Below are 21,800 nucleotides of genomic sequence, written 5' to 3'. Positions count from 1 at the left end.
CGATCGGACTCAGACCGGAGGCGGCGTCGGGGTAATCGCCACGCACAGGATCAACAGCGCCAGCCAGCCGAACCCCAGCAAACGTTGCTTGAAGGAGTGCCCGCTGCGCAGCAGGAACCAGACAAACACCAGCGGCATCAGAAACGCCATGATCTTCAGCCAGCCTTCCACCGGGCGCGAACCGTCCGGGTTCAACACCGGTTCGACAGGCTGCGAACGACGGCGTCGCCCCGCCGCGGCCGGCATGATCTTCGGCCGCTCGGGGGCCGGCGGCGGAACGAAGGCCTCGGGCACTGCCTTGTTACGCGGCAGGCTGCCAAAGGAAATCGTCGACGCGCCCTTTTCGGCGTGAGGAGCCTGTGCATCTGCCAGCGGAGCCCCGCAATGAATGCACGCCGTGGCTTCGGAGCTGATGCTCCGCTTGCATTCATAACATTCGATCAGCGCCATGTTCCGTTCCTTGAAAATGAAGGCGGCAGTTTGCCACGACTGCGGTGTCGATTTGAACCGGATCGAAGGTCGCACGCGCGCATCATTCTGCAATCAAGCCCGTGCTAGCATGTCGCGCATATTTGGAGGACCCATGGTCGAACACGATTTCCGCTACACCCTGATGAACCCGCAACACACCCTCACCGAATGCCGCGCCCTGGTTCCGGGCCGTTATCAGGTCACCGGCAACGGTGGCTCGATCCGCATCGGCGACGTGCTGGTCGTGACCCTCAAAGGCAGCAAGGACTTGTCCATGCGCCTGACCGTCGACACCGTCCGCCACCTGATCAACCCACCGGGTCAATGGACTGCCATGACCACCGGCCCGGTGTTCGGTGAGCTGGCGATCCACACCTGGCAGGTCAACTGCGACAGTTGCGCCAAAGAGCTGAGCTTCGAATTCGCGGTGGACGCCAAGCTGGGCAAGCCTGCGGAAAAACCGGCCGCCACGGCACGCATCGCGGAACTGGGCTGGAAAGCCGTCGGCGACAAGCACCTGTGCCCGAAATGCCAGGAGCCGGCGTGATGAAACACCTGGCCCTGACCGCCGCTGTCGGCGCCGGCCTTATGGGTTGCGCCGCGGAGCCTGTGCAACTGCAACAGAACCGCAGCTACATTCTGGAATGGATCGGCGAACGTCCGCTGATGGACTACAGCCACCTGACCGTGACCCTCGGCGATGATGGCCGGGCGTATGGCAATGGCGGCTGCAACCACTGGTTCGCGCCGTACACCCTGGAAGGCGACAAGCTGAGCTTCGGCAAGATCGGCAAGACCCGCAAACTCTGCGCACCGGCGCTGATGGAACAGGAGCAACGCTTCCTCCAGGCCCTGGAACACGTGGAGCGCTGGGACATCTCGCCGATCGAGCAGATGCGCTTCTGGCCGGCTGAAGGCAAGCCGTTGCGCTGGTGGCTGGAAGAAGGCTGATCCTTTAGATCGATCGTTCCCACGCTCTGCGTGGGAATGCATCCAGTGACGCTCTGCGTCACAGCGGACGCGGAGCGTCCGGGGCGGCGTTCCCACGCAGAGCGTGGGAACGATCAGCCAAGGCGAATCAGTTGGTCGCCTGCAACGCCTCAAGCTTCGCCATCACCCCCGCCGCCGTCTGCTCGCCCATCAACTGTTCCCGCACCTTGCCCTTGTTGTCGATGATGTAAGTCACCGGCAAGGCTTCACTGCGCGGCAGTTCGAACAGTTCCGACGGATCCTGCGCCAGCACGGTGAACTTGATACCCAGTTTTTCGCTGGCGCTCTTCAGCTCTTCACCCTGCACGTTGTCGAAATTGACCCCGAACACGCCGATCTTCTTGCCCTTGAGCTCGTCGGCCAGGTGATTGAGTTCCGGGATTTCCGTGCGGCACGGGCCGCACCATTCGGCCCAGTAGTTGAGCACGACCCATTGTTTGTCGAGGCGCTCGGACGCCACTTTCTGCCCGTTCTGGTCGATGCCGTAGTCGTTACCGCAGCCCCCCAGCATCAACGCCCCGATGATCGTCAATGCCGCTGCCAGTGCCCGTGTCATGTCGTGTTCCTTGTGAAAAATTGAATGCGCCTGCGACCCATCGCCTCCCAAGGTTCTGGATTGCGCGCTGCACAGTTAGAATAGCCGCCACTCTACGCAAGAAGCGACCCGCCCATGACCGATCTGACGCTTTATCACAACCCGCGCTGCTCGAAATCCCGCGGTGCGCTCGAACTGCTCGAAGCCCGTGGCCTGACGCCGAACGTGGTGCGCTACCTCGAAACCCCGCTGGACGCCGCGCAGATCAAGGCCTTGCTCGGCAAGCTGGGCATCAGCGCACGGCAACTGCTGCGCACCGGCGAAGACGAATACAAGACCCTGAACCTGGCCGATGCCAGTCTCACCGAGAAACAATTGATTGAAGCGATCGCGACGCATCCGAAGTTGATGGAGCGACCGATTCTCGAAGCCGGCGACAAAGCTGTCATCGGCCGCCCACCGGAGCAGATCCTGGAGCTGTTGCCGTGAGTGCGCCGTACATTCTGGTTCTGTATTACAGCCGCAGCGGCTCGACCAACGAGATGGCCCGGCAGATTGCCCGTGGCGTCGAGCAGGCCGGCCTCGAAGCGCGCTTGCGCACCGTGCCGGCGATCTCCACCGAGTGCGAAGCCGTGGCACCGGACATTCCTGATGAAGGCGCGCTGTATGCCACGCTGGATGACCTGAAGAACTGCGCCGGCCTGGCCCTCGGCAGCCCGACGCGTTTCGGCAACATGGCCGCGCCGCTCAAGTACTTCCTCGATGGCACCAGCAACCTGTGGCTGACCGGCGCGCTGGTCGGCAAACCGGCCGGGGTGTTTACCTCCACCGCCAGCCTGCACGGCGGTCAGGAAACCACGCTGCTGTCGATGATGCTGCCGCTGCTGCACCACGGCATGCTGATCACCGGTCTGCCCTACAGCGAATCGGCGCTGCTGGAAACCCAGGGCGGCGGCACGCCGTACGGCGCCAGCCATCACGCCGGGGCCGACGGCAAAAGCGGTCTCGATCAGCACGAAGTGGCGCTGTGCCGCGCCCTCGGCGCACGCCTGGCCAAGACGGCCCAGAAACTGGGGAACTGAGATGGCCAGAAAGCCGAAAGTCCTGCCCGCCGTCGAGTGGCTGGAGCCACGGGTACGGGCCATGCGGGTGATCAGTCTGCTGTGCTTTTTCGGCCTGGCCGGACTGCTCGCCGCTTATTACCTGGTGTTCGCCGACCTGCACGGCGCGCGGCCGTGGGTGATTCTGCTGATCGAGCTGATCCCGTGGATCGTGCTCGCACCGGGCATGATCATGGGCAGCGCACGCGGGCATTCGTGGATGTGCTTTGTGGTGAACCTGTATTTCATCAAGGGCGCGCTGGCCGCGTATGACCCGAGCCGGCAAATGTTTGGCGTGCTGGAGATGATCGCCAGTCTGGCGGTGTTCTGCTCGGCGTTGCTGTATGTGCGGTGGCGGTATCAGCTGAATCGCAAACTGGCGGGCGAAGGCGAAGTCTCCGTCGCCTGACACACCGCTATCGCCAGCAGGCTGGCTCCCACACTGGATCTGCGTAATTCACAAATCTTCTGTGGGAGCTAGCCTGCTAGCGATACGGGCGACGCGGTATCAATGATTGACGGTGTACGCCAGCATCATCGATATCTGGCTCATCGGCCGTCCACCGCTCTCTTCATGCCACTGGTTGAACGCGTTCTGCACCGTCGCCAGATCCCGCAGACTGCTCGGCACCTTGTCGACGATCTTCTGTGCATTCAGTGCCGCGACCACGTCGTAGCTCGGCACGAACGTATCCTTGCCGACCATCCGCAAAAACCGTGGCGCCGACAGCCCGCCCAATTGATGGCCGTGCTTTTTCAGATAGGTCCACAGGCCAACAATGTCGGTCACCGGCCAGTCGGCAATCAACGCGCCGAAACTGCCCTTCTCTTTCTCGACATCCAGAATGAACTGCGCATTGCGCGGCACGCTTTTCAGCTTGCCCAGGTGACGGATGATCCGCGCATCCTGCATCAGCCGCTCAAGGTGTTCGGCGCTCATCAGCACGACCTTTTCCGGGTCGAACTTGAAGAACACTTCCTCGAAGGCCGGCCACTTGGCGTCTACCAGGCTGTGCTTGAGCCCGGCCCGAAACACGCGCAGGGCCATGGTCGAGAGGTAACGGTCGTCGCTGATCTTGCGCAGTTGCGCCGGGGTCTTGGGAACGGGCAGATGGGCTTCCAGTTCAGCCGCCGAACCGAAGCGGTTCAGACAGTATTCGTGCAGCCACTTGTAGTCGCGCATGCCCTCTCCTTTTGAATGAAACGAAAAACCAATGTGGGAGCCAGCCTGCTGGCGATAGCGCAGTGTCAGTCAACCATGTCGGGGCTGGCACATCGCAATCGCCAGCAGGCTGGCTCCCACAATGGGTACGGCTTACAGGTTTACGACATTGACGAAACGCGAAGCCGCCGTCTCGTCGATCTTCAGGCTGGTGAAGTCAAACAGGTTACGGTCAGCCAGCTGCGACGGGATCACGTTCTGCAGGCTGCGGAAGATGCTTTCGGTACGGCCCGGGGTCTTGCGCTCCCAGTCCACCAGCATTTCCTTGACCACCTGACGTTGCAGGTTTTCCTGAGAACCGCAGAGGTTGCACGGGATGATCGGGAATTGCTTGAAGTCCGAGTAGGCCTGGATGTCTTTCTCGTTGCAGTAGGCCAGCGGACGGATCACCACGTTGCGGCCGTCGTCGGCGCGCAGCTTCGGCGGCATGGCCTTGAGGCTGCCGTTGAAGAACATGTTGAGGAAGAACGTCTCGACGATGTCGTCGCGGTGATGACCGAGGGCCATTTTGGTCGCGCCGATTTCGTCGGCGAAGGTGTACAGCGTGCCGCGACGCAGGCGCGAGCACAGCGAGCAGGTGGTCTTGCCTTCCGGGATCAGCTCCTTGACCACCGAGTAGGTGTCCTTCTCGACGATGTGGTACTCGATGCCCAGCTCTTTCAGGTAGGCCGGCAGCACGTGCTCGGGGAAACCCGGCTGCTTCTGGTCCATGTTCACGGCGACGATCTCGAACTTGATCGGTGCAACCTTCTGCAGGTGCATCAGCACGTCGAGCATGGTGTAGCTGTCCTTGCCCCCGGACAGGCAGACCATGACCTTGTCGCCGTCTTCGATCATTTTGAAGTCGGTGACGGCTTCGCCGGCCAGGCGGCGCAGGCGCTTTTGCAGTTTGTTCTGGTTGACCGTAAGAGTGCCCATGACGCGAAATCCGTGAGGTGTGACGAAAGGCGGGCATTTTACGCAAAAACACCGGGGTTGTGGCCACAGGTTGTCGCCCCCTCGAATGCCCGTTTGCACAGACCCCGACGCGATTACCCCGAGGTTTTACAGCGCGATTTGCTCTAAGCCCCTATCACCTGTGCGGTTAAGACCTTTCTATACTGCGACATAAGGTCGCACACAATCTGAAGACCTGTATTTGCTCGGCCGCATTGGCCCGTAGGCGCTCCGCTGGGGGGCGATGGCAATAACGAGAGGAGTGACTGGCATGATCCATCACGTAGTGGGACTTTTTACCCACCCTGATCAGGAATGGAAGGAAATCCGTGGCGACCAGGAAGAAAGCATCAGCCACATGTACCTGACGCACACGCTGATTCTGGCGGCGATCCCCGCTGTTTCGGCATTTATCGGCACGACTCAGGTCGGCTGGGTGATCGGCAACCGCGCACCGGTGATGCTCACCGTCGAAAGCGCGTTGTGGATGACGATCATGTCTTATCTGGCAATGCTCGGCGGGGTCGCGGTCATGGGTGCCTTCGTGCACTGGATGGCCCGCACCTATGACGCCAACCCGAGCCTGGCCCGTTGCGTGGCATTTGCCACCTACACTGCGACACCGTTGTTTGTCGGCGGGCTGGCGGCGCTCTATCCGCACATGTGGCTGGGGATGATCGTCGGCACGGCGGCCATCTGCTACACGGTGTACCTGTTGTATGTGGGGCTGCCGACCTTCATGAACATTCCGTCCGACGAGGGTTTCCTGTTTTCCAGCTCGGTGCTGGCAGTGGGTCTGGTGGTGCTGGTCGCCATCATGGCGTTTACCGTGATTGTCTGGGGACTGGGCGTGGGGCCCGTCTACACCAATTAGCGACCGGTTCCTCCCGAGAAGAACAAGATCCGCCAACACAGGCCGCCGCAAGGCGGCCTTCTCATGCCTGGAATAAACGTCGCGACCATTCGGCAGTTTGGCGATACGCAACGCCGAAAGGTTGCGGCATACTCCAAATCTCTGGAGATCCATCAAGCATGCCCGAGCAACTCAATACCCGCGTCGAAGACTGTTTCCAACTCGCTGAATCCTTTTTCAAACGTCCCTTCAAACGCCCCGTGGTGAGCCTCAAGCTGCGCGGGCAAAAAGCCGGGGTCGCGCATCTGCACGAGAACCTGCTGCGCTTCAATCCGCAGCTGTACCGGGAAAACACCGAACATTTCCTCAAGCAGACCGTGGCCCACGAAGTCGCTCACCTGATCGCCCATCAACTGTTCGGCGACCGCATCCAGCCCCACGGCGAGGAGTGGCAACTGATCATGCGCGGCGTTTACGAATTGCCGCCGGACCGCTGCCATACCTATGAAGTCAAACGCCGCAGCGTGACCCGCTACATCTATAAATGCCCGTGTGCGGATAGCGATTTTCCGTTTTCGGCGCAGCGCCATAGCCTGGTCCGGCAGGGGCGGCGTTATTTGTGCCGGCGCTGTCGGAACACATTGGTGTTCAGTGGCGAGATGCGGGTCGAGTAATCCACAAGCTACGCGACGACTTTCGCGGCACGTAATTCGGCAATTCGCTCAGCACTCAACCCCAACTCCGCCAACACCTGATCCGTATGCTGCCCCAGCGCCGCCCCGACATGTCGCGGCGCCGGCAATGCCTCGGAGAACTTCAGCGGGCACGCCATCTGCGCCTGCGACGAGCCATCCCCACGCGGCACCTGCGTCACCAGTTCCCGCGCCTGCAATTGCGGATGCTGCACCGCCTCGCCTAGGTTCAACACCGGTTCGACACAGGCATCGATCCTGGCAAATAGCTCGCACAGCTCGGCAAAGTCATGTTTCTCGAACTCGACCTTCAAGGCGTCCTTGAGCGCCCGCTGCTGCTCGGGTTTGGGTGACAAACCCTGCGCCGCCAGCTCTGGCCGGCCCAGCGCCGCACACAGTTGCTGCATGAAGGCCGGCTCCAGACTACCCACCGACATCCAGCGCCCGTCGCGGGAGCGGTAGTAATCGTAGAAGCTGCCACCATTGAGCATCTGATCCTCCCAGCCTGGCTCCTCGCCACAGGCCAAATACCCGGCACCGGCCATGGCATTCAGACTGAATGCACAGTCGGTCATGCTCACGTCCAGATGCGTGCCCTGCCCGGTTTGTTGGCGGGAAATCACCGCCGCCAACAGGCCGATCACCCCGTGCAACGAGCCGCCCGCGATATCCGCCACCTGCATGCCCAGCGGCAACGGCCCGTTGTCGGCACGCCCGGTGTAACTGGAGAGCCCGGCCAGCGCCAGATAGTTGATGTCATGGCCGGCGCGATCCTTGTACGGTCCGGTCTGGCCGTAACCGGTGATCGACACATAAATCAGCTTCGGATTGACCGCCTTCAGCGCTTCGTATCCCAGCCCCAGGCGCTCCATCACACCGGGGCGGAACTGCTCCAGCACGATGTCGTAATCCACCAGCAACTGCTTCACCAGCTCCAGCGCCTCGGGCTGCTTGAGGTCCAGCGCCAGGCTGCGCTTGTTGCGGTTGAGATAAGCGTGACTGGCCGAGACGCCGTGATCGTGAGGCGGCAACACCCGCACCAGGTCGAGGCGGGTCGGCGATTCGATGCGCAGCACCTCGGCGCCCATGTCCGCCAGCAGCAGCGAGGCGAACGGCCCCGGCAGCAGGGTCGAGAAATCCAGAATCTTCAGTGAGGCCAGCGGTGCAGACATGGGCGATCTCCATCAACGATGCATGCAGCCTAGGCAGCCATCGGCGATGGGGCAATTACCGGATCCATCAGTTGCGCTGACCGTTGCGCTCAAACAGCAGGCAAGAAAAAACCCGCCGAGGCGGGTTTCCATTCAAGCGATGCTTACTTCACATTGCTCGGGGTCGGGCCTTCGGCCACGCCCAGGTCATCTTCAGGACGGGTATCGGCGATACCGCGACCGCCCGACGCCAGCTCGGCGTCCAGCACGTCGGTGTCCAGTTCCTTGACCCACTTGGCCACAACGATGGTGGCAACGGCGTTGCCGACCAGGTTGGTCAGGGCGCGGGCTTCGGACATGAAGCGGTCGATACCGAGGATCAGCGCCAGACCGGCCACCGGCAGGTGGCCTACGGCCGACAGGGTGGCCGCCAGCACGATGAAGCCCGAACCGGTCACACCGGCTGCGCCTTTGGAGGACAGCAGCAACACTACCAGCAGGGTGATCTGGTGAGTGATGTCCATGTGGGTGTCGGTCGCCTGAGCGATGAACACGGCCGCCATGGTCAGGTAGATCGCGGTGCCGTCGAGGTTGAACGAGTAGCCGGTCGGGATCACCAGACCCACCACCGATTTCTTCGCGCCCAGACGCTCCATCTTGATCAGCATGCGGGGCAGTACCGATTCCGAGGAGGAAGTACCCAGCACGATCAGCAGTTCTTCACGGATGTAGCGGATCATCTTCAGCACGCTGAAGCCGTGCATGCGAGCGATACCGCCGAGCACGATCAGGATGAACGCCAGGCAAGTGATGTAGAAGCAGATCATCAGTTGACCCAGCTGCACCAGCGAGCCGACGCCGTAGGCACCGATGGTGAACGCCATCGCACCGAAGGCACCGATTGGCGCGAGCTTCATGATCATGTTGATGATGTTGAACATCACGTGGGCAAAGCGATCGATGAAGTCCAGGATCGGCTTGCCGTAGGCACCCAGGCGATGCAGGGCGAAACCGAAGATCACCGAGAACATCAGCACTTGCAGAATGTCACCGGTGGCAAACGCGCCGACGATGGTGGTCGGGATCACGTTGAGCAGGAAGCCGACAACGCTCTGGTCTGCGCCCTGGGCCACGTAGGTCGCGACTTTAGAGGCGTCGAGGGTGCTGACGTCGATGTGCATGCCGTTGCCCGGTTGCACGATGTTGACCACGATCAGGCCGACCAGCAGGGCGATGGTCGAAACGATTTCGAAGTACAGGAGTGCGTAACCGCCGGTCTTGCCGACCGATTTCATGTTCTGCATGCCGGCGATGCCGCTGACCACGGTGCAGAAGATGATCGGGGCGATGATCATTTTGATCAGTTTGATGAACCCGTCACCCAGCGGCTTTACGGCCACGCCGAACTGCGGGTAGTAGTGGCCGAGCGCAATACCGATACAGATTGCGACGATCACCTGGAAATACAGGGATTTGTACAGTGGCTGACGAGTCGTCATTGCAAAGTTCCTCAAGAGTCCCGCGTGGCAACATCCATCTGTTGAACGCGACACTTGAATTGCGAACCCTCCTGCACTGGAGGGATTTGTTGTGTCGAACGGCGCTTTTCCGGACCGGCTCGGCGCACGCTTCTGTCGCTCTTATCGCAAACGTCGTGCCACTTTGGTGCAAATCGCTGCAAGCCTTTTGATATCAGGGGATACGGCTTTTTCTGTGTCACCGTTCGATTACTCAAGTGTGGCGGATTTCCGCCAACTCGCCCGACCTCGTCCTACAATTTGGCGGAAATCCGCCTTGTTACCGATCAAAGGCAGCCGCTACCATCGATCGCCAGAGGAAGGATCTGCCGCTCATGCGCGAACGCACCATCGCCAGTCACTTTGCCCGCGCCGCCCTCGGTGGCGCGCGGCGCTCGGGTTACGACTATTCGGACCTGCTGCAGCAACTGGGCATCAGTTCCGAACTGCTTGACGAGCCGCGCGCGCGGATCGCCCCGGAGCAATTCACCCAGTTGATCCAGAACCTGTGGCTGGCCCTGGACGACGAATACCTGGGCTTTGGCAACGCGCCGAGCAAACCCGGCAGCTTCGCCATGATGTGCCACGCCATCATTCATTGCCGCAGCCTGGAGAAGGCTCTGCAACGCGGCTTATTGTTTTATAGCCTATTCCCCGAAGCCCCGCGCCTGACCCTGAGCCATGAAGACGAATGGGTGCGCCTGAGCCTCGACGATACGCAATTGTGGGACCCGGATCACTTTCTCAGCGAGAGCCTGCTGGTGATCTGGCACCGTCTCGGCAGCTGGCTGATCGGCCAGCGGATTCGCCTGGAACAGGCGAGTTTCAGCTACCCGAAACCGGCGCACGGGGCGGAATACGATCTGCTGTTTTCCTGCCCGCTGGAGTTTTCGGCAACGCAAAGCAGCCTGGTATTTCACAGTCGTTATCTGCACATGCCGCTGTTGCAGGACGAACGCACCCTCAAGCATTTCCTCGAACGCTCCCCCGCCGACCTGCTGTCCCGCCCGGACGACGGCAACAGCCTGAGCAGCCGACTGCGCCGTTTGCTCAGCCACGACAGCGCACGCTGGCCGGACCTGGAAGCCGTGGCCGCGCACCTGCACATCAGCCCGCAAACCCTGCGCCGGCATCTGCGCGAGGAAGGCACCAGTTTTCAGGAATTGAAGGATCAGCTGCGCCGCGACATCGCGATTTATCACCTGGGGCGGGCGGATCTGTCGTTGCAACAGATCGCCGAACAGCTCGGGTTTTCCGAGCCGTCGGCGTTTCACCGGGCGTTCAAGAAGTGGACGGGGCTGACGCCGGGGGCTTATCGGGCGCAGGAGCAGTAGACCGTCACACCGCCGGAAAATGAATCCTGAACGCCGCCCCGCCCATCGGCGAATCCCCCAGGGTCAACTTGGCGCTGTAGCTCTCGATGATGTCCTTGACCACCGCAAGACCAATCCCCTGCCCCGGATGCTGGCGGTCGAGGCGTTCGCCGCGTTCGAGAATCCGTGCGCGCTGATCCGGTGGTACGCCGGGGCCGTCGTCTTCGATGCACAGTTCGCTTACGGAATGGCTTTCACGCACGCTGATGCGCACTTCGCCCAGGCACAGGCGATAGGCGTTTTCCAGCAGGTTGCCCATCATTTCCAGCAGGGCGCCCTGCTCGATCGGCACGTAACAGTGCTCCGGCAGATCGAAGGCGACACGCACGTGTTTGTCGCGGTAGACCTTGTCCAGCGTGTCGCACAGGCTTTGCAGCACCGGGCGCAGGCGCACCTGATGGCGCACCAGACCGCTTTTGCGCAGGCTGGCGCGTTGCAACTGGTAGCCGATCTGCTGGCTCATGCGTTCGATCTGGGTTTGCAGCACCCAGGCTTGATCGCGGTCTTCGGGGCGCTGGGCCATGTCTTCGCTGACGCCTTGCAATACCGCCAGCGGGGTTTTCAGGCTGTGGGCCAGATCGTCGAGGGAATCGCGGTAACGGCTGCGCTGCTGGCGTTCGCTGTGCAGCAGGCGGTTGAGGGAACCGGTCAGGCGCAGCAGTTCGCGCGGGTGCTGTTCGCTGAGGCTTTCGAGGGTTCCGCCTTCGATTTCGTCGAGTTCCTGACTGAGCCGGCGCAAGGCTTTCAGACCCCAGGTCAGGCCGATCCACAGCAATGCGAGCAGCACCAGCAGCGCCGCACCGAATCCGAGGTAGAGATTTTCCCGCAGGCCTTCGAGCGTGGTTTCGTATTCGCGCACCGGTTGCAGGGCCACGATACTGAAGGCTGCGCTCTTGCCGCCGAGCAATTTCACTTCGACGTCATAGACGAAGAATTCCTGCCCGTTGGCTTCGCGGATCCGCGCGAACTCGTTGCCGAGGCCGTCGTAGCGCGGCGTGTAGTTGATCTTCTCTTCCTGGGTGCCCTTCGAGCGCCAGACCAGATGCCCTTCGCGGTCATAGATGTAGCCGAGCAAGCGATTGTCCGTGAGGTTGAAGCGCTCGTCGGGCAACTGCGCCGGCATCATCAATCGGTTGTTCTCAACCCGCGCGGCGGAGATCAGCGTGGTGACGTCGGACGCCAGCCGCTGCTCGATCGAGTCCTGCAGCGCCAGGCTGAACGCGCCCTGCATCGCCGGGAGCAACGCGAGCATGAACAACACCGCCAGGGTGGTGGCGGCGAGCATCAGCCGGACGCGAAGGGAACGGATCAAGTGCAGCGCTCATTGAACAGATAACCGAGGCCGCGCACGGTGTCGATCGGCTTGAACCCGGCCGGACCTTCAAGCTTGCGGCGCAGACGGCCGACCAGCACTTCGATCACGTTCGGATCGCGCTCGTCGTCATCCGGGTACAACTGTTCCATCAGCCGATCCTTGGGCACCACTTGCTGGTGATGACGCATGAGGTATTCGAGGATCCGGTATTCGTAAGCGGTCAGCGCCAGCGGTTGCTCATCGAGGGTCGCCTGCTTGCGATTGAGGTCGAGCAACAGCGGGCCGGCGACGATGGTCGACTGGGTGAAACCGCTGGAGCGGCGCAGCAAGGCATTGAGCCGCGCTTCGAGTTCTTCGAACTGGAACGGCTTGACCACGTAATCGTCGGCGCCGGCGGCCAGGCCTTCGACCTTGTCCTGCCAGTTGCCGCGCGCGGTGAGGATCAGGATCGGAAAGGTCTTGCCGCCCGAGCGCAACTGGCGGATCAGGTCGAGCCCGCCCATGCCCGGCAGGCCGAGGTCGATCACCGCCAGGTCAAAGTTGAATTGCCCGGTCTGGTACAACGCCTCTTCGGCATTGGCCACGGACTCGACCACGTGACCGCTCTCCGTCAGGCGGGTTTGCAGGTGATGGCGCAACAGCGCTTCATCTTCGACGACCAACAGTTTCATGACGCTCTCCCGGGTAAATCGACAACTCCAAAGGCTTTCGCCTCACATGGCTGCGCCGGGTCGCCCCTCGAAGGACGACCCGGCGCGGGCCTGACGCCAATCGCTTAGAAAGCGTAGTTGGCCGACAGGTAAGTCTGGGCGCTGCTGGTCAAATCCAGCGAGCCTTGCTTGCTGCCGCCGCTCTCTTTCATCTCGGTGCTGGCGTTGCTGCGCAGGTAACGGTAACCGAGTTCGACCGAGGTGTTCTGCGAGACTTGCTGCAACACACCGAACTGGCCGCCGACGGCGTAACCGATGTCGCTGTCGCGGCTGTAGCTCGGCGAGTCCTGGGTCAGCTTGGTCAAACCAGCCGTGGCACCGCCGAACAGCTTGGTGCTGCTGCCCACCGGGTAGAACAGATCGTAGCTGCCCAGCAGGTTTTCCTGGCGCAGTTTAATGCCATTGTGCGAGCCGGACACGTTGTCGTAGGTGGCGTAGTAACGACCCTGGCTGTTTTGCTGACCCAGGCGCAGGCCGTAGGTGTTGTTGCCGTCGATGGCCGCGGTGGCGTCCGGATGGCCGAGGTTGTCGTTCAGGGCGTTGGATTTCTTGATCTTGTCGCTGGTCTGGCCAAAGGTCAGGCCGGCAAAGTTGGTGGTGGTGTCGGCATGGGCGGCGATGCTTGCGCTCATGACGGTGAAAGCCAGCAGCAGTTTGTTCAAACGAGTCATTGAGTGTTCCTCAGTTGTGCTCTTCGGGTATGGCGCAAGGTTACTGACCCTCCCCTGTACCGCCCCTGAACGCTCTCTGAACCTCGCCTGAATGAAATGAACTAGGCTGTTTTGAACCTTTATTGTCAGGAGACCCGATCATGCGCCTGCTTTTAACCCTCGCCCTCCTTGTCTTCAGCGGCCTCAGCCAGGCTGCGATCAAGACCGAGGAAATCCCCTATCAGAGTGCCGACGGCACGAAGCTGATCGGTTACTACGCCTACGACGACGCGATCAAGGGCCCGCGCCCCGGCGTGGTGGTGGTGCATGAATGGTGGGGCCTGAACGACTACGCCAAGCGCCGCGCCCGGGATCTCGCCGGGCTCGGCTACAGCGCGCTGGCCATCGACATGTACGGTGAAGGCAAGAACACCGAGCACCCGAAAGACGCGATGGCGTTCATGCAAGCCGCCACGCAAAACGCCGATGCGGCCAGCAAGCGCTTTCAGGCCGGGCTGGATCTGTTGAAGAAACAACCGCAGACCGACAAGGATAAAATCGCCGCCATCGGTTACTGCTTCGGCGGTGGCGTGGTGCTGAATGCGGCACGTCAGGGTGTGCCGCTGGCCGGCGTGGTGAGTTTCCACGGTGCGCTGGCCACCAAGACTCCGGCTACGCCGGGCAGCGTGAAGGCGAAAGTCCTCGTCGAACACGGCGCGCTGGACAGCATGGTCACCCCGGACAACGTCACGGCGTTCAAGTCGGAAATGGACAAGGCCGGCGCCGACTATCAATTCGTCAGCCTTGACGGTGCCAAGCACGGGTTCAGCAATCCTGACGCGGATCGCCTGAGCCACGGCGATCACGGTGGCCCGGATATCGGCTACAACAAGGCTGCCGATGAAAAATCCTGGGCGGACATGCAGGCGTTCTTCAAGAAGATTTTTGGTTAGGCAGGGACATCGCGGCGCGGCCATCGCCAGCAGGCTGGCTCCCACATTTGCATGGCGAGCGTTTGTGGGAGCCAGCCTGCTGGCGATGATCGCGCCGCCGATTTAAACCTTGCCACTACCCAGCCCTGACGCTTACCGGCAAAATGCCGACATGACTGCCAGCCCTTTCCTCCCCGCCTGCTGCACCCCGCTCGATGCCCATTGGCCGCTGCCGACGGTATTGCCCGACACCGTGCTGCTGAGCACCCATTTCGACCCGTCACAATTGCTCGGCGATGACTTCCGGCGCAGCGCCATCGAGCCGCCGCCGAGCATTCAGCGTTCGGTGGCCAAGCGGCAGGCGGAATTCCTCGCCGGGCGAATTTGCGCCCGGGCGGCGTTGCAGCAGTTGGAAGGCTCGAGCACTGTTCCGGCGATCGGCGAGGATCGCGCGCCCATTTGGCCGGCGCACATCTGCGGCTCGATCACCCACAGCACCGGTCGTGCGGCGGCGATTGTCGCCAACAAGCAGCACTGGCGCGGACTGGGCATGGACCTGGAAAACCTGCTCAACGCCGAACGCGCCGAACGACTGGCCGGAGAGATCCTGACCCCACCGGAATTGCAGCGCATGGCCGCCGGTTCCCGGGATCAGATCGCGCTCTGGGTGACCCTGACCTTTTCGGTGAAAGAAAGCCTGTTCAAGGCGCTGTACCCGATCGTGCAGCAGCGCTTCTACTTCGAACACGCCGAGGTACTGGAGTGGAATGAACAGGGTCAGGTGCGGCTGCGGCTGCTGACGGACCTGTCCAGTGAATGGCGCAACGGCACAGAGCTCGATGCACAATTCGGCGTGCAGGACGGGCAGTTGCTGAGTCTGGTCAGCATCCAGGCGTAAGCGGTTTCAGCGCCGCTCCTGATTCCTCGGCCAGCTCAGGCTGAAGCACGCTCCGCCCAGACTCTTGCTCTTGCCGATCAGCGCCCGGCCATCGTGCCAGTGGATGATCCGACGCACGATCGACAGGCCCAGCCCGTGCCCGCCGGACGCCCGGGTGCGGCTGTCATCCAGGCGCAAGAACGGCGTGAAGATTTTCTCCCAGGCGGTTTCCGGCACCCCGGGGCCGTCGTCCTCGACATCCACCCGGCAACGCATCTGCCCGACCTGATAACTGACCGTGACCTTCGAGCGTGCATGGCGCATGGCGTTGCTCACCAGGTTCTGCAGGGCCCGGTGCAGGTAACGCGGCTCGGCCTCGACCCACGCGTCATCGCAATCCGCCGCCGACAGGCACAAGCCGCGCTGTACCGTGACTTCGGCACGCAGAGGCGCCAGCTCTTCGATCACCTGATTGACCAGTGCATCCAGATCGATGCGCTGGAAGGTCAGCGCCGGCGAGCCCTGCTCCAGCCGGGCGTACGTGAGCATTTCATCGACCAGTTTGTCGAGGTCCTCAATGTCGTGGTCCATGCCCTCGCGGTATTTTTCCAGCGCCTGCGGGGTGGTGGCCGAGCCGATCATCTCCAGCCCGAAACGCAGACGCGCCACCGGCGTGCGCAGTTCGTGGGACACCGCGCGCACCAGTTCACGCTGGATCGCGAGCAACTGCTGCAAGTGCTCGGCCATGCCGTTGAACGCCGCCGCCAGCTTGCCCACCGAGTCGGCACCACGGGCCGGCACCCGGGTTTCCAGGCTGCCTTTGGCGATGCGCGTTGCGGCAGCTTCGAGCCCGCGCAAACGCCGTTCGAGCTGGCGCACCAATAAATAGACGATCAGGCCGATCAGGGTCAGGCCGAGGGCAGCGATCAAAACCAGCCATTCCGGCGGGTACGGGTTCATCTGATACAGCGGCCCGATTTCCAGCACCCACGGCGTGCCGACCATGCCGGCGAACACCCGGATCGAATCGCCACCCTTGCCCAGCGCCATCACCGTATCGCCCTCGGACACCCGACGGCTCTGGTCTTCGTCCATGTCCGCGTCGCTGACGGTGACCAGCCGCAAATCGAAGCCGAAGCCTTTGTCTTCTTTCAACTGCGCCAGCCGTTTGGGCTGCTCGCCCACGGGCACCCGCACCAGTTCATCGGCCAACAGGTAAATGGTCGCCCGGGCCAGTTGTTCGCTGATCTGCTGCACCTCGCCCACCAGCACCAGTTGATCCTTGTCGCTGACCAGTCGATAGACCTTGGCCGCGTGCGGGCCGGTCTGCTCGACCAGCGCCTGGCCGCGCTGCACCCGGGTGCGCTGGGTCAGGTCTAGGTCGGTCTGGGCGAAGGTCTTCAGCGCCAGCGGAATCCCGAGCAGCCGCTCCCACACCAGCAAGGCGCGATGGCGCTCGGTTTCGTTCATCGGTTGCAGGTTGTCGGCCATCAGCGAAAACGTGCCGTGGGCCAGACGCTCGCGGTATTGCTCGCTGCGCACCTGGTTGAGCAGGTGCAGCGCCAGCACACCGAGTACCGCCACCAGAATCAGCGCCGCGCACATGCCGCCATAGATGCGCAGGAAGATCGAGTTCACAGCGGCAGGTCTGCGCAGGCTTCCGGCACGAACAGGTAGCCTTTGCTGCGGATGGTCTTGATCAGGCGCGGGTGGTCGGGGTCGTCGCCGATTTTCGGGCGGATGCGCGAGATGCGCACATCGATCGAGCGATCCTGGCCGTCGTAGCCAATGCCGCGCAGTGCGGTGAAGATTTCTTCCCGGGACAGGATCCGCCCGGCGTTGGATACCAACAGCCAGAGCAGATCGAATTCGGCGCTGGTCAGCTCGATGCCACTGTCGCTGAGCCAGGCTTCGCGCAAGGCGTTGTCCACCACCAGCGGACCGAATTGCAGCCGACGCGGATTGCCCGCCGGCGGCTCCGGTGTGTCACTGCGTCGCAGCAACGCCTGGATGCGCGCCAGCAACAGACGCGGGCGCACCGGTTTGCAGACATAGTCGTCGGCACCTAGGTCGAGGCCGAGGATCTGGTCGGCGTCGTCGGTGCGCGCGGTGAGCATCAGGATCGGCCCTTCGTAGCGGTCACGGACCTTGCGGCAGATGCTCAGGCCATCTTCGCCGGGGAGCATCAGGTCGAGGATCACCAGGTCCGGCTGTTCCTTGATGATCCGCGCCGCCGCCAGTGCACCGTTGCCTTCGATCTCCACGCGCAATCCGTTGGCTTGCAGGTATTCACGGGTCAGTTCGGCCAGACGCTGGTCGTCCTCGACTATCAATACCTGCCAGGCTTCTTGCTCCACGGGTGACCTCTGCTTGCCGATGCTGCTTATAAAGGAAGGATCCTCCCGTCTTTTTGTCATCTTTAAGGAGGATAAGAATGCGTGCGCATGGGCCGATTGTATAAACGGCGTACAGCCAGAACACAAGTCGGTAAATGCGTTCGGACAAGGCGGATTTTTGTGATAGGGTTCGCGCCCTCAAAATTCCGCCGCGGCATTTTTTTGCGGTGGAAAACAGTGACAAACGGTCTAGCTCAGCAGGTTCGCGGCCTACACGTGAATTCGACATTTCGCACACAATTTACGCACAGGGTTATCCACAGGCTGTCCGTTGCAATCCTCCCCCAAAACGCATTATCTTGTAGCCCGCGCTTGAAAAAACCCTACATGTAGGGGTTGAGGCCAAAAAACCAAACACAAACCGGACAGTGAATTCAAGGCTTTTTATTGCCATTGTCGGGTTGAACCAAACGTATTTTCAGAAGCCCAAACCGCGCCTGCGGATGGCTACCGTTTTTCAGCCGATCACGGCGTAAACGGTACGGGTGTTGCAGTCCCAAACTGCTCCCCGAAAGGAATGCGGTTTCACGCGTATCGCGCGAACCGAAGACTTCGGCATGGAAGCGGCGCCCACAAGGCCCCCTTCCTGAACTGTCCCGAAGTCGTTACCCGGCAACTGCCGGTCGTAGTGCTTCAGGACGGAACGGTGGGCACCGTGATGGTGCCCAAACAAACATAGAGAACGTGGAGACACCCATGCAAACCGACACAACTCGCGAGAACCCGCAGGGCACCTTGCCGCAGGCCGCCGATTCGAATTCGGATCTGGCTGCCACCGCGCCTGGCCAACTGCGTGTGATCAAGCGTAATGGCACTGTCGTTCCTTACACCGATGACAAGATCACCGTCGCTATCACCAAAGCGTTTCTCGCAGTTGAGGGCGGCACCGCTGCCGCTTCGTCGCGAATCCACGACACCGTTGCCCGCCTGACCGAACAGGTCACCGCGACCTTCAAGCGTCGCATGCCATCGGGCGGCACCATCCACATCGAAGAAATCCAGGACCAGGTCGAACTGGCCCTGATGCGTGCCGGCGAGCAGAAAGTGGCTCGCGACTACGTGATCTACCGTGACGGTCGTTCGAAAGAACGCGCTGCACACGCCCCGGCCGAGGCCGCGGTCAACGCTCACCCGTCGATCCGCATCACCCGCGCCGACGGCAGCCTCGCGCCGCTCGACATGGGCCGCCTGAACACCATCGTCACCGAAGCCTGCGAAGGTCTGGCTGAAGTCGACGGCGACCTGATCCAGCGCGAAACCCTGAAAAACCTGTACGACGGCGTGGCCCTGAACGACGTCAACACCGCCCTGGTGATGACCGCCCGTACCCTGGTCGAGCGCGAGCCGAACTACTCGTTCGTGACCGCCCGCCTGCTGATGGACACCCTGCGTGCCGAAGGCCTGGGCTTCCTGGGCGTGGCCGAAAGCGCCACTCACCACGAAATGGCCGACCTGTACGCCAAGGCCCTGCCGGCCTACGTTGCCAAAGGTATCGAGTTCGAACTGCTGAACCCTGTGCTGGCCTCCTTCGACCTGGAAAAACTGGGCAAGGCGATCAACCACGAGCGCGACCAGCAATTCACCTACCTGGGCCTGCAGACCCTGTACGACCGTTACTTCATCCACAAGGATGGCGTGCGTTTCGAACTGCCGCAGATCTTCTTCATGCGCGTGGCCATGGGCCTGGCGATCGAAGAGAAGCAGAAAGAAGACCGTGCGATCGAGTTCTACAACCTGCTGTCCTCGTTCGACTACATGGCTTCGACCCCGACCCTGTTCAACGCAGGCACCCTGCGTCCACAGCTGTCGAGCTGCTACCTGACCACCGTGCCGGATGACCTGTCGGGCATCTACCACGCGATCCACGACAACGCCATGCTGTCGAAATTCGCCGGTGGCCTGGGCAACGACTGGACGCCGGTTCGTGCACTGGGTTCGTACATCAAGGGCACCAACGGCAAGTCGCAAGGCGTGGTTCCGTTCCTGAAAGTGGTGAACGACACCGCCGTCGCCGTTAACCAGGGTGGCAAGCGCAAAGGCGCTGTATGTGCCTACCTGGAAACCTGGCACATGGACATCGAGGAGTTCATCGAACTCCGCAAGAACACCGGTGATGACCGTCGTCGTACCCACGACATGAACACCGCCAACTGGATCCCTGACCTGTTCATGAAGCGCGTCTTCGATGACGGCAAGTGGACCCTGTTCTCGCCGTCCGAAGTACCGGACCTGCACGACCTGACCGGCAAGGCCTTCGAAGAGCGCTACGAGTACTACGAAGCCCTGACCGAGTACCCAGGCAAGGTCAAACTGTTCAAGACCATCCAGGCCAAAGACCTGTGGCGCAAGATGCTGTCGATGCTGTTCGAAACCGGCCACCCATGGCTGACTTTCAAAGACCCGTGCAACCTGCGTAGCCCGCAGCAGCACGTCGGCGTTGTTCACAGCTCGAACCTGTGCACCGAGATCACCTTGAACACCAACAAGGACGAGATCGCGGTCTGCAACCTGGGCTCGATCAACCTGCCGAACCACATCGTTGACGGCAAGCTGGACACCGCCAAGCTCAAGCGCACCATCGATGTAGCCGTGCGCATGCTCGACAACGTGATCGACATCAACTACTACTCGGTACCGCAGGCGAAGAACTCCAACTTCCGTCACCGTCCGGTCGGCTTGGGCATCATGGGCTTCCAGGACGCGCTGTACCTGCAGCACATCCCTTACGGTTCCGACGCTGCCGTCGAGTTCGCCGACAAGTCGATGGAAGCGGTCAGCTACTACGCGATCCAGGCTTCCTGCGACCTGGCTGACGAGCGCGGCTCGTACGAGACGTTCCAGGGTTCGCTGTGGTCCAAAGGCGTACTGCCGCTGGATTCGCAACAGATCCTGATCGAAGCACGTGGCCAGAAGTACATCGACGTCGACCTGAACGAGTCCCTGGACTGGGCACCGGTTCGCGCCCGTGTACAGAAAGGCATCCGTAACTCGAACATCATGGCCATCGCACCGACCGCTACCATCGCCAACATCACCGGCGTATCGCAGTCGATCGAACCGACCTACCAGAACCTGTATGTGAAATCGAACCTGTCGGGCGAATTCACCGTGATCAACCCGTACCTGGTTCGCGACCTGAAGGCTCGCGGTCTGTGGGACTCGGTCATGATCAACGACCTGAAGTACTACGACGGTTCGGTTCAGCAGATCGAGCGCATCCCGCAAGAACTCAAAGAGCTCTACGCGACCGCGTTCGAAGTGGACACCAAGTGGATCGTTGACGCCGCCAGCCGTCGTCAGAAGTGGATCGACCAGGCCCAGTCGCTGAACCTGTACATCGCCGGCGCATCGGGCAAGAAGCTGGACGTGACCTATCGCATGGCCTGGTACCGTGGTCTGAAAACCACCTACTACCTCCGTGCCCTGGCCGCAACCAGCACCGAGAAGTCGACCATCAACACCGGCAAGCTGAACGCTGTTTCCAGCGGCGGCAACCACGGTGACGATTCGGTCCTGGCAGCCCCTGCCGGCCCGGCTCCAGTACCGAAGGCTTGCGCCATCGACGAGCCGGATTGCGAAGCTTGCCAATAAGCTGAGCTGAATCGGGCGTTGCAAAACGCCTGACCCGAGAAACCCCCGACAGACTTCTGGTTTGTCGGGGGTTTTCTTTTGCCCGCGCAAAAAGCAAAAGCAAAAGCCCACCCTCACCCTGGCCCCCTCCCGGAGGGAGAGGGAACTGACCGAGGTGTTTGGGGGAGGTACGCCGACGTGAAAGGCCGAGTTGAACTCGGGTTTTGAAGCACATAAGTCAACTCATACCTACGCGCCAACACCGACATCGGCATCGGCATCGGCATCGGCATCGGCATCGGCATCGGCATCGGCATCGGCATCGGCATCGGCTTCAGCATTCACTTCCGAACCAGCATCAGCACCAGCTTCCACATAAACTTCCGCTTTCGCTTTTGCTTTGGCTTCCAACCACTCAACACAATGAGCGTTAGCTCGAGTACCGCTCTTGACGTGCCGGCCCCATCGGAAGGCTGAGTGGAGGGATTTATCCGGGGGTGGGAGCGCAGC

General features: G+C 61.6%; 23 protein-coding genes. 11 read left to right on the top strand and 12 right to left on the bottom strand.

Annotated features, from left to right (window positions below; translation table 11 throughout):
• Nucleotides 1-9: 9 nt before the first annotated feature.
• A complete protein-coding gene (locus tag PMI24_RS21870; protein WP_007957771.1) occupies nucleotides 10-450 on the bottom strand; it encodes a hypothetical protein in 441 nt (146 codons plus the stop codon).
• A gap of 133 nt (nucleotides 451-583) precedes the next feature.
• Between PMI24_RS21870 and PMI24_RS21865 the strand changes: the two genes are divergently transcribed.
• Together PMI24_RS21865 and PMI24_RS21860 are read left to right on the top strand one after the other, a co-directional pair.
• A complete protein-coding gene (locus tag PMI24_RS21865; RefSeq protein ID WP_007957770.1) occupies nucleotides 584-1,018 on the top strand; it encodes a hypothetical protein in 435 nt (144 codons plus the stop codon).
• Nucleotides 1,018-1,422, top strand: a complete 405-nt coding sequence (locus PMI24_RS21860; RefSeq protein ID WP_007957769.1) for an META domain-containing protein — start codon at nucleotides 1,018-1,020, stop codon at nucleotides 1,420-1,422. Before PMI24_RS21865 ends, PMI24_RS21860 begins: the two co-directional genes overlap by 1 nt.
• A gap of 127 nt (nucleotides 1,423-1,549) precedes the next feature.
• On the opposite strand, the gene PMI24_RS21855 is transcribed toward PMI24_RS21860, so the two are convergent.
• The gene (locus tag PMI24_RS21855) at nucleotides 1,550-2,017 is read right to left on the bottom strand and encodes a TlpA disulfide reductase family protein (RefSeq protein WP_007957768.1); all 468 of its coding nucleotides are present in this window, start codon (nucleotides 2,015-2,017) and stop codon (nucleotides 1,550-1,552) included.
• Between the two features lie 114 nt (nucleotides 2,018-2,131).
• Here PMI24_RS21855 and arsC point away from each other — a divergent pair, with 114 nt between their 5' ends.
• Genes arsC through PMI24_RS21840 form a run of 3 tightly spaced genes read left to right on the top strand, consistent with a single transcriptional unit; the run spans nucleotide 2,132 to nucleotide 3,505 of the window.
• Nucleotides 2,132-2,485: an arsenate reductase (glutaredoxin) gene (arsC, locus tag PMI24_RS21850; protein WP_007957767.1), complete on the top strand. Its 354-nt coding sequence runs from the start codon at nucleotides 2,132-2,134 to the stop codon at nucleotides 2,483-2,485.
• Nucleotides 2,482-3,078, top strand: coding sequence for an NAD(P)H:quinone oxidoreductase (gene wrbA / locus PMI24_RS21845; RefSeq protein WP_007957765.1), 597 nt, complete (start codon nucleotides 2,482-2,484; stop codon nucleotides 3,076-3,078). Before arsC ends, wrbA begins: the two co-directional genes overlap by 4 nt.
• A gap of 1 nt (nucleotide 3,079) precedes the next feature.
• Nucleotides 3,080-3,505 carry a DUF2069 domain-containing protein gene (locus tag PMI24_RS21840; protein WP_007957764.1) on the top strand — a complete coding sequence of 142 codons (426 nt, stop codon included), beginning with the start codon at nucleotides 3,080-3,082 and terminating at the stop codon, nucleotides 3,503-3,505.
• A gap of 99 nt (nucleotides 3,506-3,604) precedes the next feature.
• On the opposite strand, the gene PMI24_RS21835 is transcribed toward PMI24_RS21840, so the two are convergent.
• Both PMI24_RS21835 and ttcA read right to left on the bottom strand, forming a co-directional pair.
• Nucleotides 3,605-4,279 carry a DNA-3-methyladenine glycosylase I gene (locus PMI24_RS21835; protein WP_007957763.1) on the bottom strand — a complete coding sequence of 225 codons (675 nt, stop codon included), beginning with the start codon at nucleotides 4,277-4,279 and terminating at the stop codon, nucleotides 3,605-3,607.
• A 132-nt stretch (nucleotides 4,280-4,411) separates the two neighbouring features.
• Complete coding sequence (gene ttcA / locus PMI24_RS21830) at nucleotides 4,412-5,236, bottom strand: tRNA 2-thiocytidine(32) synthetase TtcA (RefSeq protein WP_007957762.1); 825 nt, start codon at nucleotides 5,234-5,236, stop codon at nucleotides 4,412-4,414.
• Nucleotides 5,237-5,525: 289 nt separating this feature from the next.
• On the opposite strand from ttcA, the gene PMI24_RS21825 reads away from it, so the two are divergent.
• Both PMI24_RS21825 and PMI24_RS21820 read left to right on the top strand, forming a co-directional pair.
• Entirely contained in the window at nucleotides 5,526-6,128 is a 603-nt protein-coding gene (locus tag PMI24_RS21825; RefSeq protein ID WP_007957761.1) for a Yip1 family protein, read from the top strand.
• 158 nt (nucleotides 6,129-6,286) lie between these two features.
• Nucleotides 6,287-6,781, top strand: coding sequence for a SprT family zinc-dependent metalloprotease (locus PMI24_RS21820; RefSeq protein WP_007957760.1), 495 nt, complete (start codon nucleotides 6,287-6,289; stop codon nucleotides 6,779-6,781).
• 8 nt (nucleotides 6,782-6,789) lie between these two features.
• Here PMI24_RS21820 and PMI24_RS21815 read toward each other — a convergent pair whose 3' ends face one another.
• Nucleotides 6,790-7,971: a CaiB/BaiF CoA transferase family protein gene (locus PMI24_RS21815; RefSeq protein WP_007957759.1), complete on the bottom strand. Its 1,182-nt coding sequence runs from the start codon at nucleotides 7,969-7,971 to the stop codon at nucleotides 6,790-6,792.
• A gap of 143 nt (nucleotides 7,972-8,114) precedes the next feature.
• The gene (locus tag PMI24_RS21810) at nucleotides 8,115-9,449 is read right to left on the bottom strand and encodes a dicarboxylate/amino acid:cation symporter (protein ID WP_007957758.1); all 1,335 of its coding nucleotides are present in this window, start codon (nucleotides 9,447-9,449) and stop codon (nucleotides 8,115-8,117) included.
• Between the two features lie 353 nt (nucleotides 9,450-9,802).
• On the opposite strand from PMI24_RS21810, the gene PMI24_RS21805 reads away from it, so the two are divergent.
• Nucleotides 9,803-10,801 (top strand): AraC family transcriptional regulator, encoded by a 999-nt coding sequence (locus PMI24_RS21805; RefSeq protein ID WP_007957757.1) that lies wholly within the window; start codon nucleotides 9,803-9,805, stop codon nucleotides 10,799-10,801.
• A gap of 4 nt (nucleotides 10,802-10,805) precedes the next feature.
• Here PMI24_RS21805 and PMI24_RS21800 read toward each other — a convergent pair whose 3' ends face one another.
• The 3 genes from PMI24_RS21800 to PMI24_RS21790 all read right to left on the bottom strand — a co-directional run bounded on the left by PMI24_RS21800 (nucleotide 10,806) and on the right by PMI24_RS21790 (nucleotide 13,536).
• The gene (locus tag PMI24_RS21800; protein ID WP_007957756.1) at nucleotides 10,806-12,152 is read right to left on the bottom strand and encodes an ATP-binding protein; all 1,347 of its coding nucleotides are present in this window, start codon (nucleotides 12,150-12,152) and stop codon (nucleotides 10,806-10,808) included.
• Nucleotides 12,149-12,826 carry a response regulator transcription factor gene (locus PMI24_RS21795; protein ID WP_007957754.1) on the bottom strand — a complete coding sequence of 226 codons (678 nt, stop codon included), beginning with the start codon at nucleotides 12,824-12,826 and terminating at the stop codon, nucleotides 12,149-12,151. The genes PMI24_RS21800 and PMI24_RS21795 overlap by 4 nt, the downstream gene beginning before the upstream one ends.
• Nucleotides 12,827-12,930: 104 nt before the next feature.
• A complete protein-coding gene (locus PMI24_RS21790; protein ID WP_007957751.1) occupies nucleotides 12,931-13,536 on the bottom strand; it encodes a hypothetical protein in 606 nt (201 codons plus the stop codon).
• Between the two features lie 140 nt (nucleotides 13,537-13,676).
• Here PMI24_RS21790 and PMI24_RS21785 point away from each other — a divergent pair, with 140 nt between their 5' ends.
• Nucleotides 13,677-14,468 carry a dienelactone hydrolase family protein gene (locus tag PMI24_RS21785; RefSeq protein ID WP_007957749.1) on the top strand — a complete coding sequence of 264 codons (792 nt, stop codon included), beginning with the start codon at nucleotides 13,677-13,679 and terminating at the stop codon, nucleotides 14,466-14,468.
• Nucleotides 14,469-14,619: 151 nt separating this feature from the next.
• Nucleotides 14,620-15,345: a 4'-phosphopantetheinyl transferase family protein gene (locus PMI24_RS21780; RefSeq protein WP_007957747.1), complete on the top strand. Its 726-nt coding sequence runs from the start codon at nucleotides 14,620-14,622 to the stop codon at nucleotides 15,343-15,345.
• Between the two features lie 6 nt (nucleotides 15,346-15,351).
• On the opposite strand, the gene PMI24_RS21775 is transcribed toward PMI24_RS21780, so the two are convergent.
• Both PMI24_RS21775 and PMI24_RS21770 read right to left on the bottom strand, forming a co-directional pair.
• Nucleotides 15,352-16,962, bottom strand: coding sequence for an ATP-binding protein (locus PMI24_RS21775; RefSeq protein WP_007957745.1), 1,611 nt, complete (start codon nucleotides 16,960-16,962; stop codon nucleotides 15,352-15,354).
• Entirely contained in the window at nucleotides 16,959-17,681 is a 723-nt protein-coding gene (locus tag PMI24_RS21770) for a response regulator (protein WP_007957742.1), read from the bottom strand. The genes PMI24_RS21775 and PMI24_RS21770 overlap by 4 nt, the downstream gene beginning before the upstream one ends.
• Before the next feature lie 735 nt (nucleotides 17,682-18,416).
• On the opposite strand from PMI24_RS21770, the gene PMI24_RS21765 reads away from it, so the two are divergent.
• Complete coding sequence (locus PMI24_RS21765; RefSeq protein WP_007957741.1) at nucleotides 18,417-21,311, top strand: ribonucleoside-diphosphate reductase subunit alpha; 2,895 nt, start codon at nucleotides 18,417-18,419, stop codon at nucleotides 21,309-21,311.
• Between the two features lie 228 nt (nucleotides 21,312-21,539).
• On the opposite strand, the gene PMI24_RS29535 is transcribed toward PMI24_RS21765, so the two are convergent.
• Nucleotides 21,540-21,800: hypothetical protein (locus tag PMI24_RS29535; protein ID WP_238553856.1), on the bottom strand; the 261-nt coding region annotated here is incomplete at its 5' end.

The organism is Pseudomonas sp. GM25 (assembly GCF_000282255.1).
GTDB lineage: Bacteria > Pseudomonadota > Gammaproteobacteria > Pseudomonadales > Pseudomonadaceae > Aquipseudomonas > Aquipseudomonas aphyarum.
Note: the sequence above shows the minus strand (reverse complement) of the source record. Positions and strands in the feature narration are given on the sequence as shown.

What these genes read in the sequence shown, in the direction of transcription:
- PMI24_RS21870 (WP_007957771.1), bottom strand. Translation starts at nt 450, where the DNA reads ATGGCGCTGATCGAATGTTATGAATGCAAGCGGAGCATCAGCTCCGAA.
- PMI24_RS21865 (WP_007957770.1), top strand. Translation starts at nt 584, where the DNA reads ATGGTCGAACACGATTTCCGCTACACCCTGATGAACCCGCAACACACC.
- PMI24_RS21860 (WP_007957769.1), top strand. Translation starts at nt 1,018, where the DNA reads ATGAAACACCTGGCCCTGACCGCCGCTGTCGGCGCCGGCCTTATGGGT.
- PMI24_RS21855 (WP_007957768.1), bottom strand. Translation starts at nt 2,017, where the DNA reads ATGACACGGGCACTGGCAGCGGCATTGACGATCATCGGGGCGTTGATG.
- arsC (WP_007957767.1), top strand. Translation starts at nt 2,132, where the DNA reads ATGACCGATCTGACGCTTTATCACAACCCGCGCTGCTCGAAATCCCGC.
- PMI24_RS21840 (WP_007957764.1), top strand. Translation starts at nt 3,080, where the DNA reads ATGGCCAGAAAGCCGAAAGTCCTGCCCGCCGTCGAGTGGCTGGAGCCA.
- PMI24_RS21835 (WP_007957763.1), bottom strand. Translation starts at nt 4,279, where the DNA reads ATGCGCGACTACAAGTGGCTGCACGAATACTGTCTGAACCGCTTCGGT.
- ttcA (WP_007957762.1), bottom strand. Translation starts at nt 5,236, where the DNA reads ATGGGCACTCTTACGGTCAACCAGAACAAACTGCAAAAGCGCCTGCGC.
- PMI24_RS21825 (WP_007957761.1), top strand. Translation starts at nt 5,526, where the DNA reads ATGATCCATCACGTAGTGGGACTTTTTACCCACCCTGATCAGGAATGG.
- PMI24_RS21820 (WP_007957760.1), top strand. Translation starts at nt 6,287, where the DNA reads ATGCCCGAGCAACTCAATACCCGCGTCGAAGACTGTTTCCAACTCGCT.
- PMI24_RS21815 (WP_007957759.1), bottom strand. Translation starts at nt 7,971, where the DNA reads ATGTCTGCACCGCTGGCCTCACTGAAGATTCTGGATTTCTCGACCCTG.
- PMI24_RS21810 (WP_007957758.1), bottom strand. Translation starts at nt 9,449, where the DNA reads ATGACGACTCGTCAGCCACTGTACAAATCCCTGTATTTCCAGGTGATC.
- PMI24_RS21805 (WP_007957757.1), top strand. Translation starts at nt 9,803, where the DNA reads ATGCGCGAACGCACCATCGCCAGTCACTTTGCCCGCGCCGCCCTCGGT.
- PMI24_RS21795 (WP_007957754.1), bottom strand. Translation starts at nt 12,826, where the DNA reads ATGAAACTGTTGGTCGTCGAAGATGAAGCGCTGTTGCGCCATCACCTG.
- PMI24_RS21790 (WP_007957751.1), bottom strand. Translation starts at nt 13,536, where the DNA reads ATGACTCGTTTGAACAAACTGCTGCTGGCTTTCACCGTCATGAGCGCA.
- PMI24_RS21785 (WP_007957749.1), top strand. Translation starts at nt 13,677, where the DNA reads ATGCGCCTGCTTTTAACCCTCGCCCTCCTTGTCTTCAGCGGCCTCAGC.
- PMI24_RS21780 (WP_007957747.1), top strand. Translation starts at nt 14,620, where the DNA reads ATGACTGCCAGCCCTTTCCTCCCCGCCTGCTGCACCCCGCTCGATGCC.
- PMI24_RS21765 (WP_007957741.1), top strand. Translation starts at nt 18,417, where the DNA reads ATGCAAACCGACACAACTCGCGAGAACCCGCAGGGCACCTTGCCGCAG.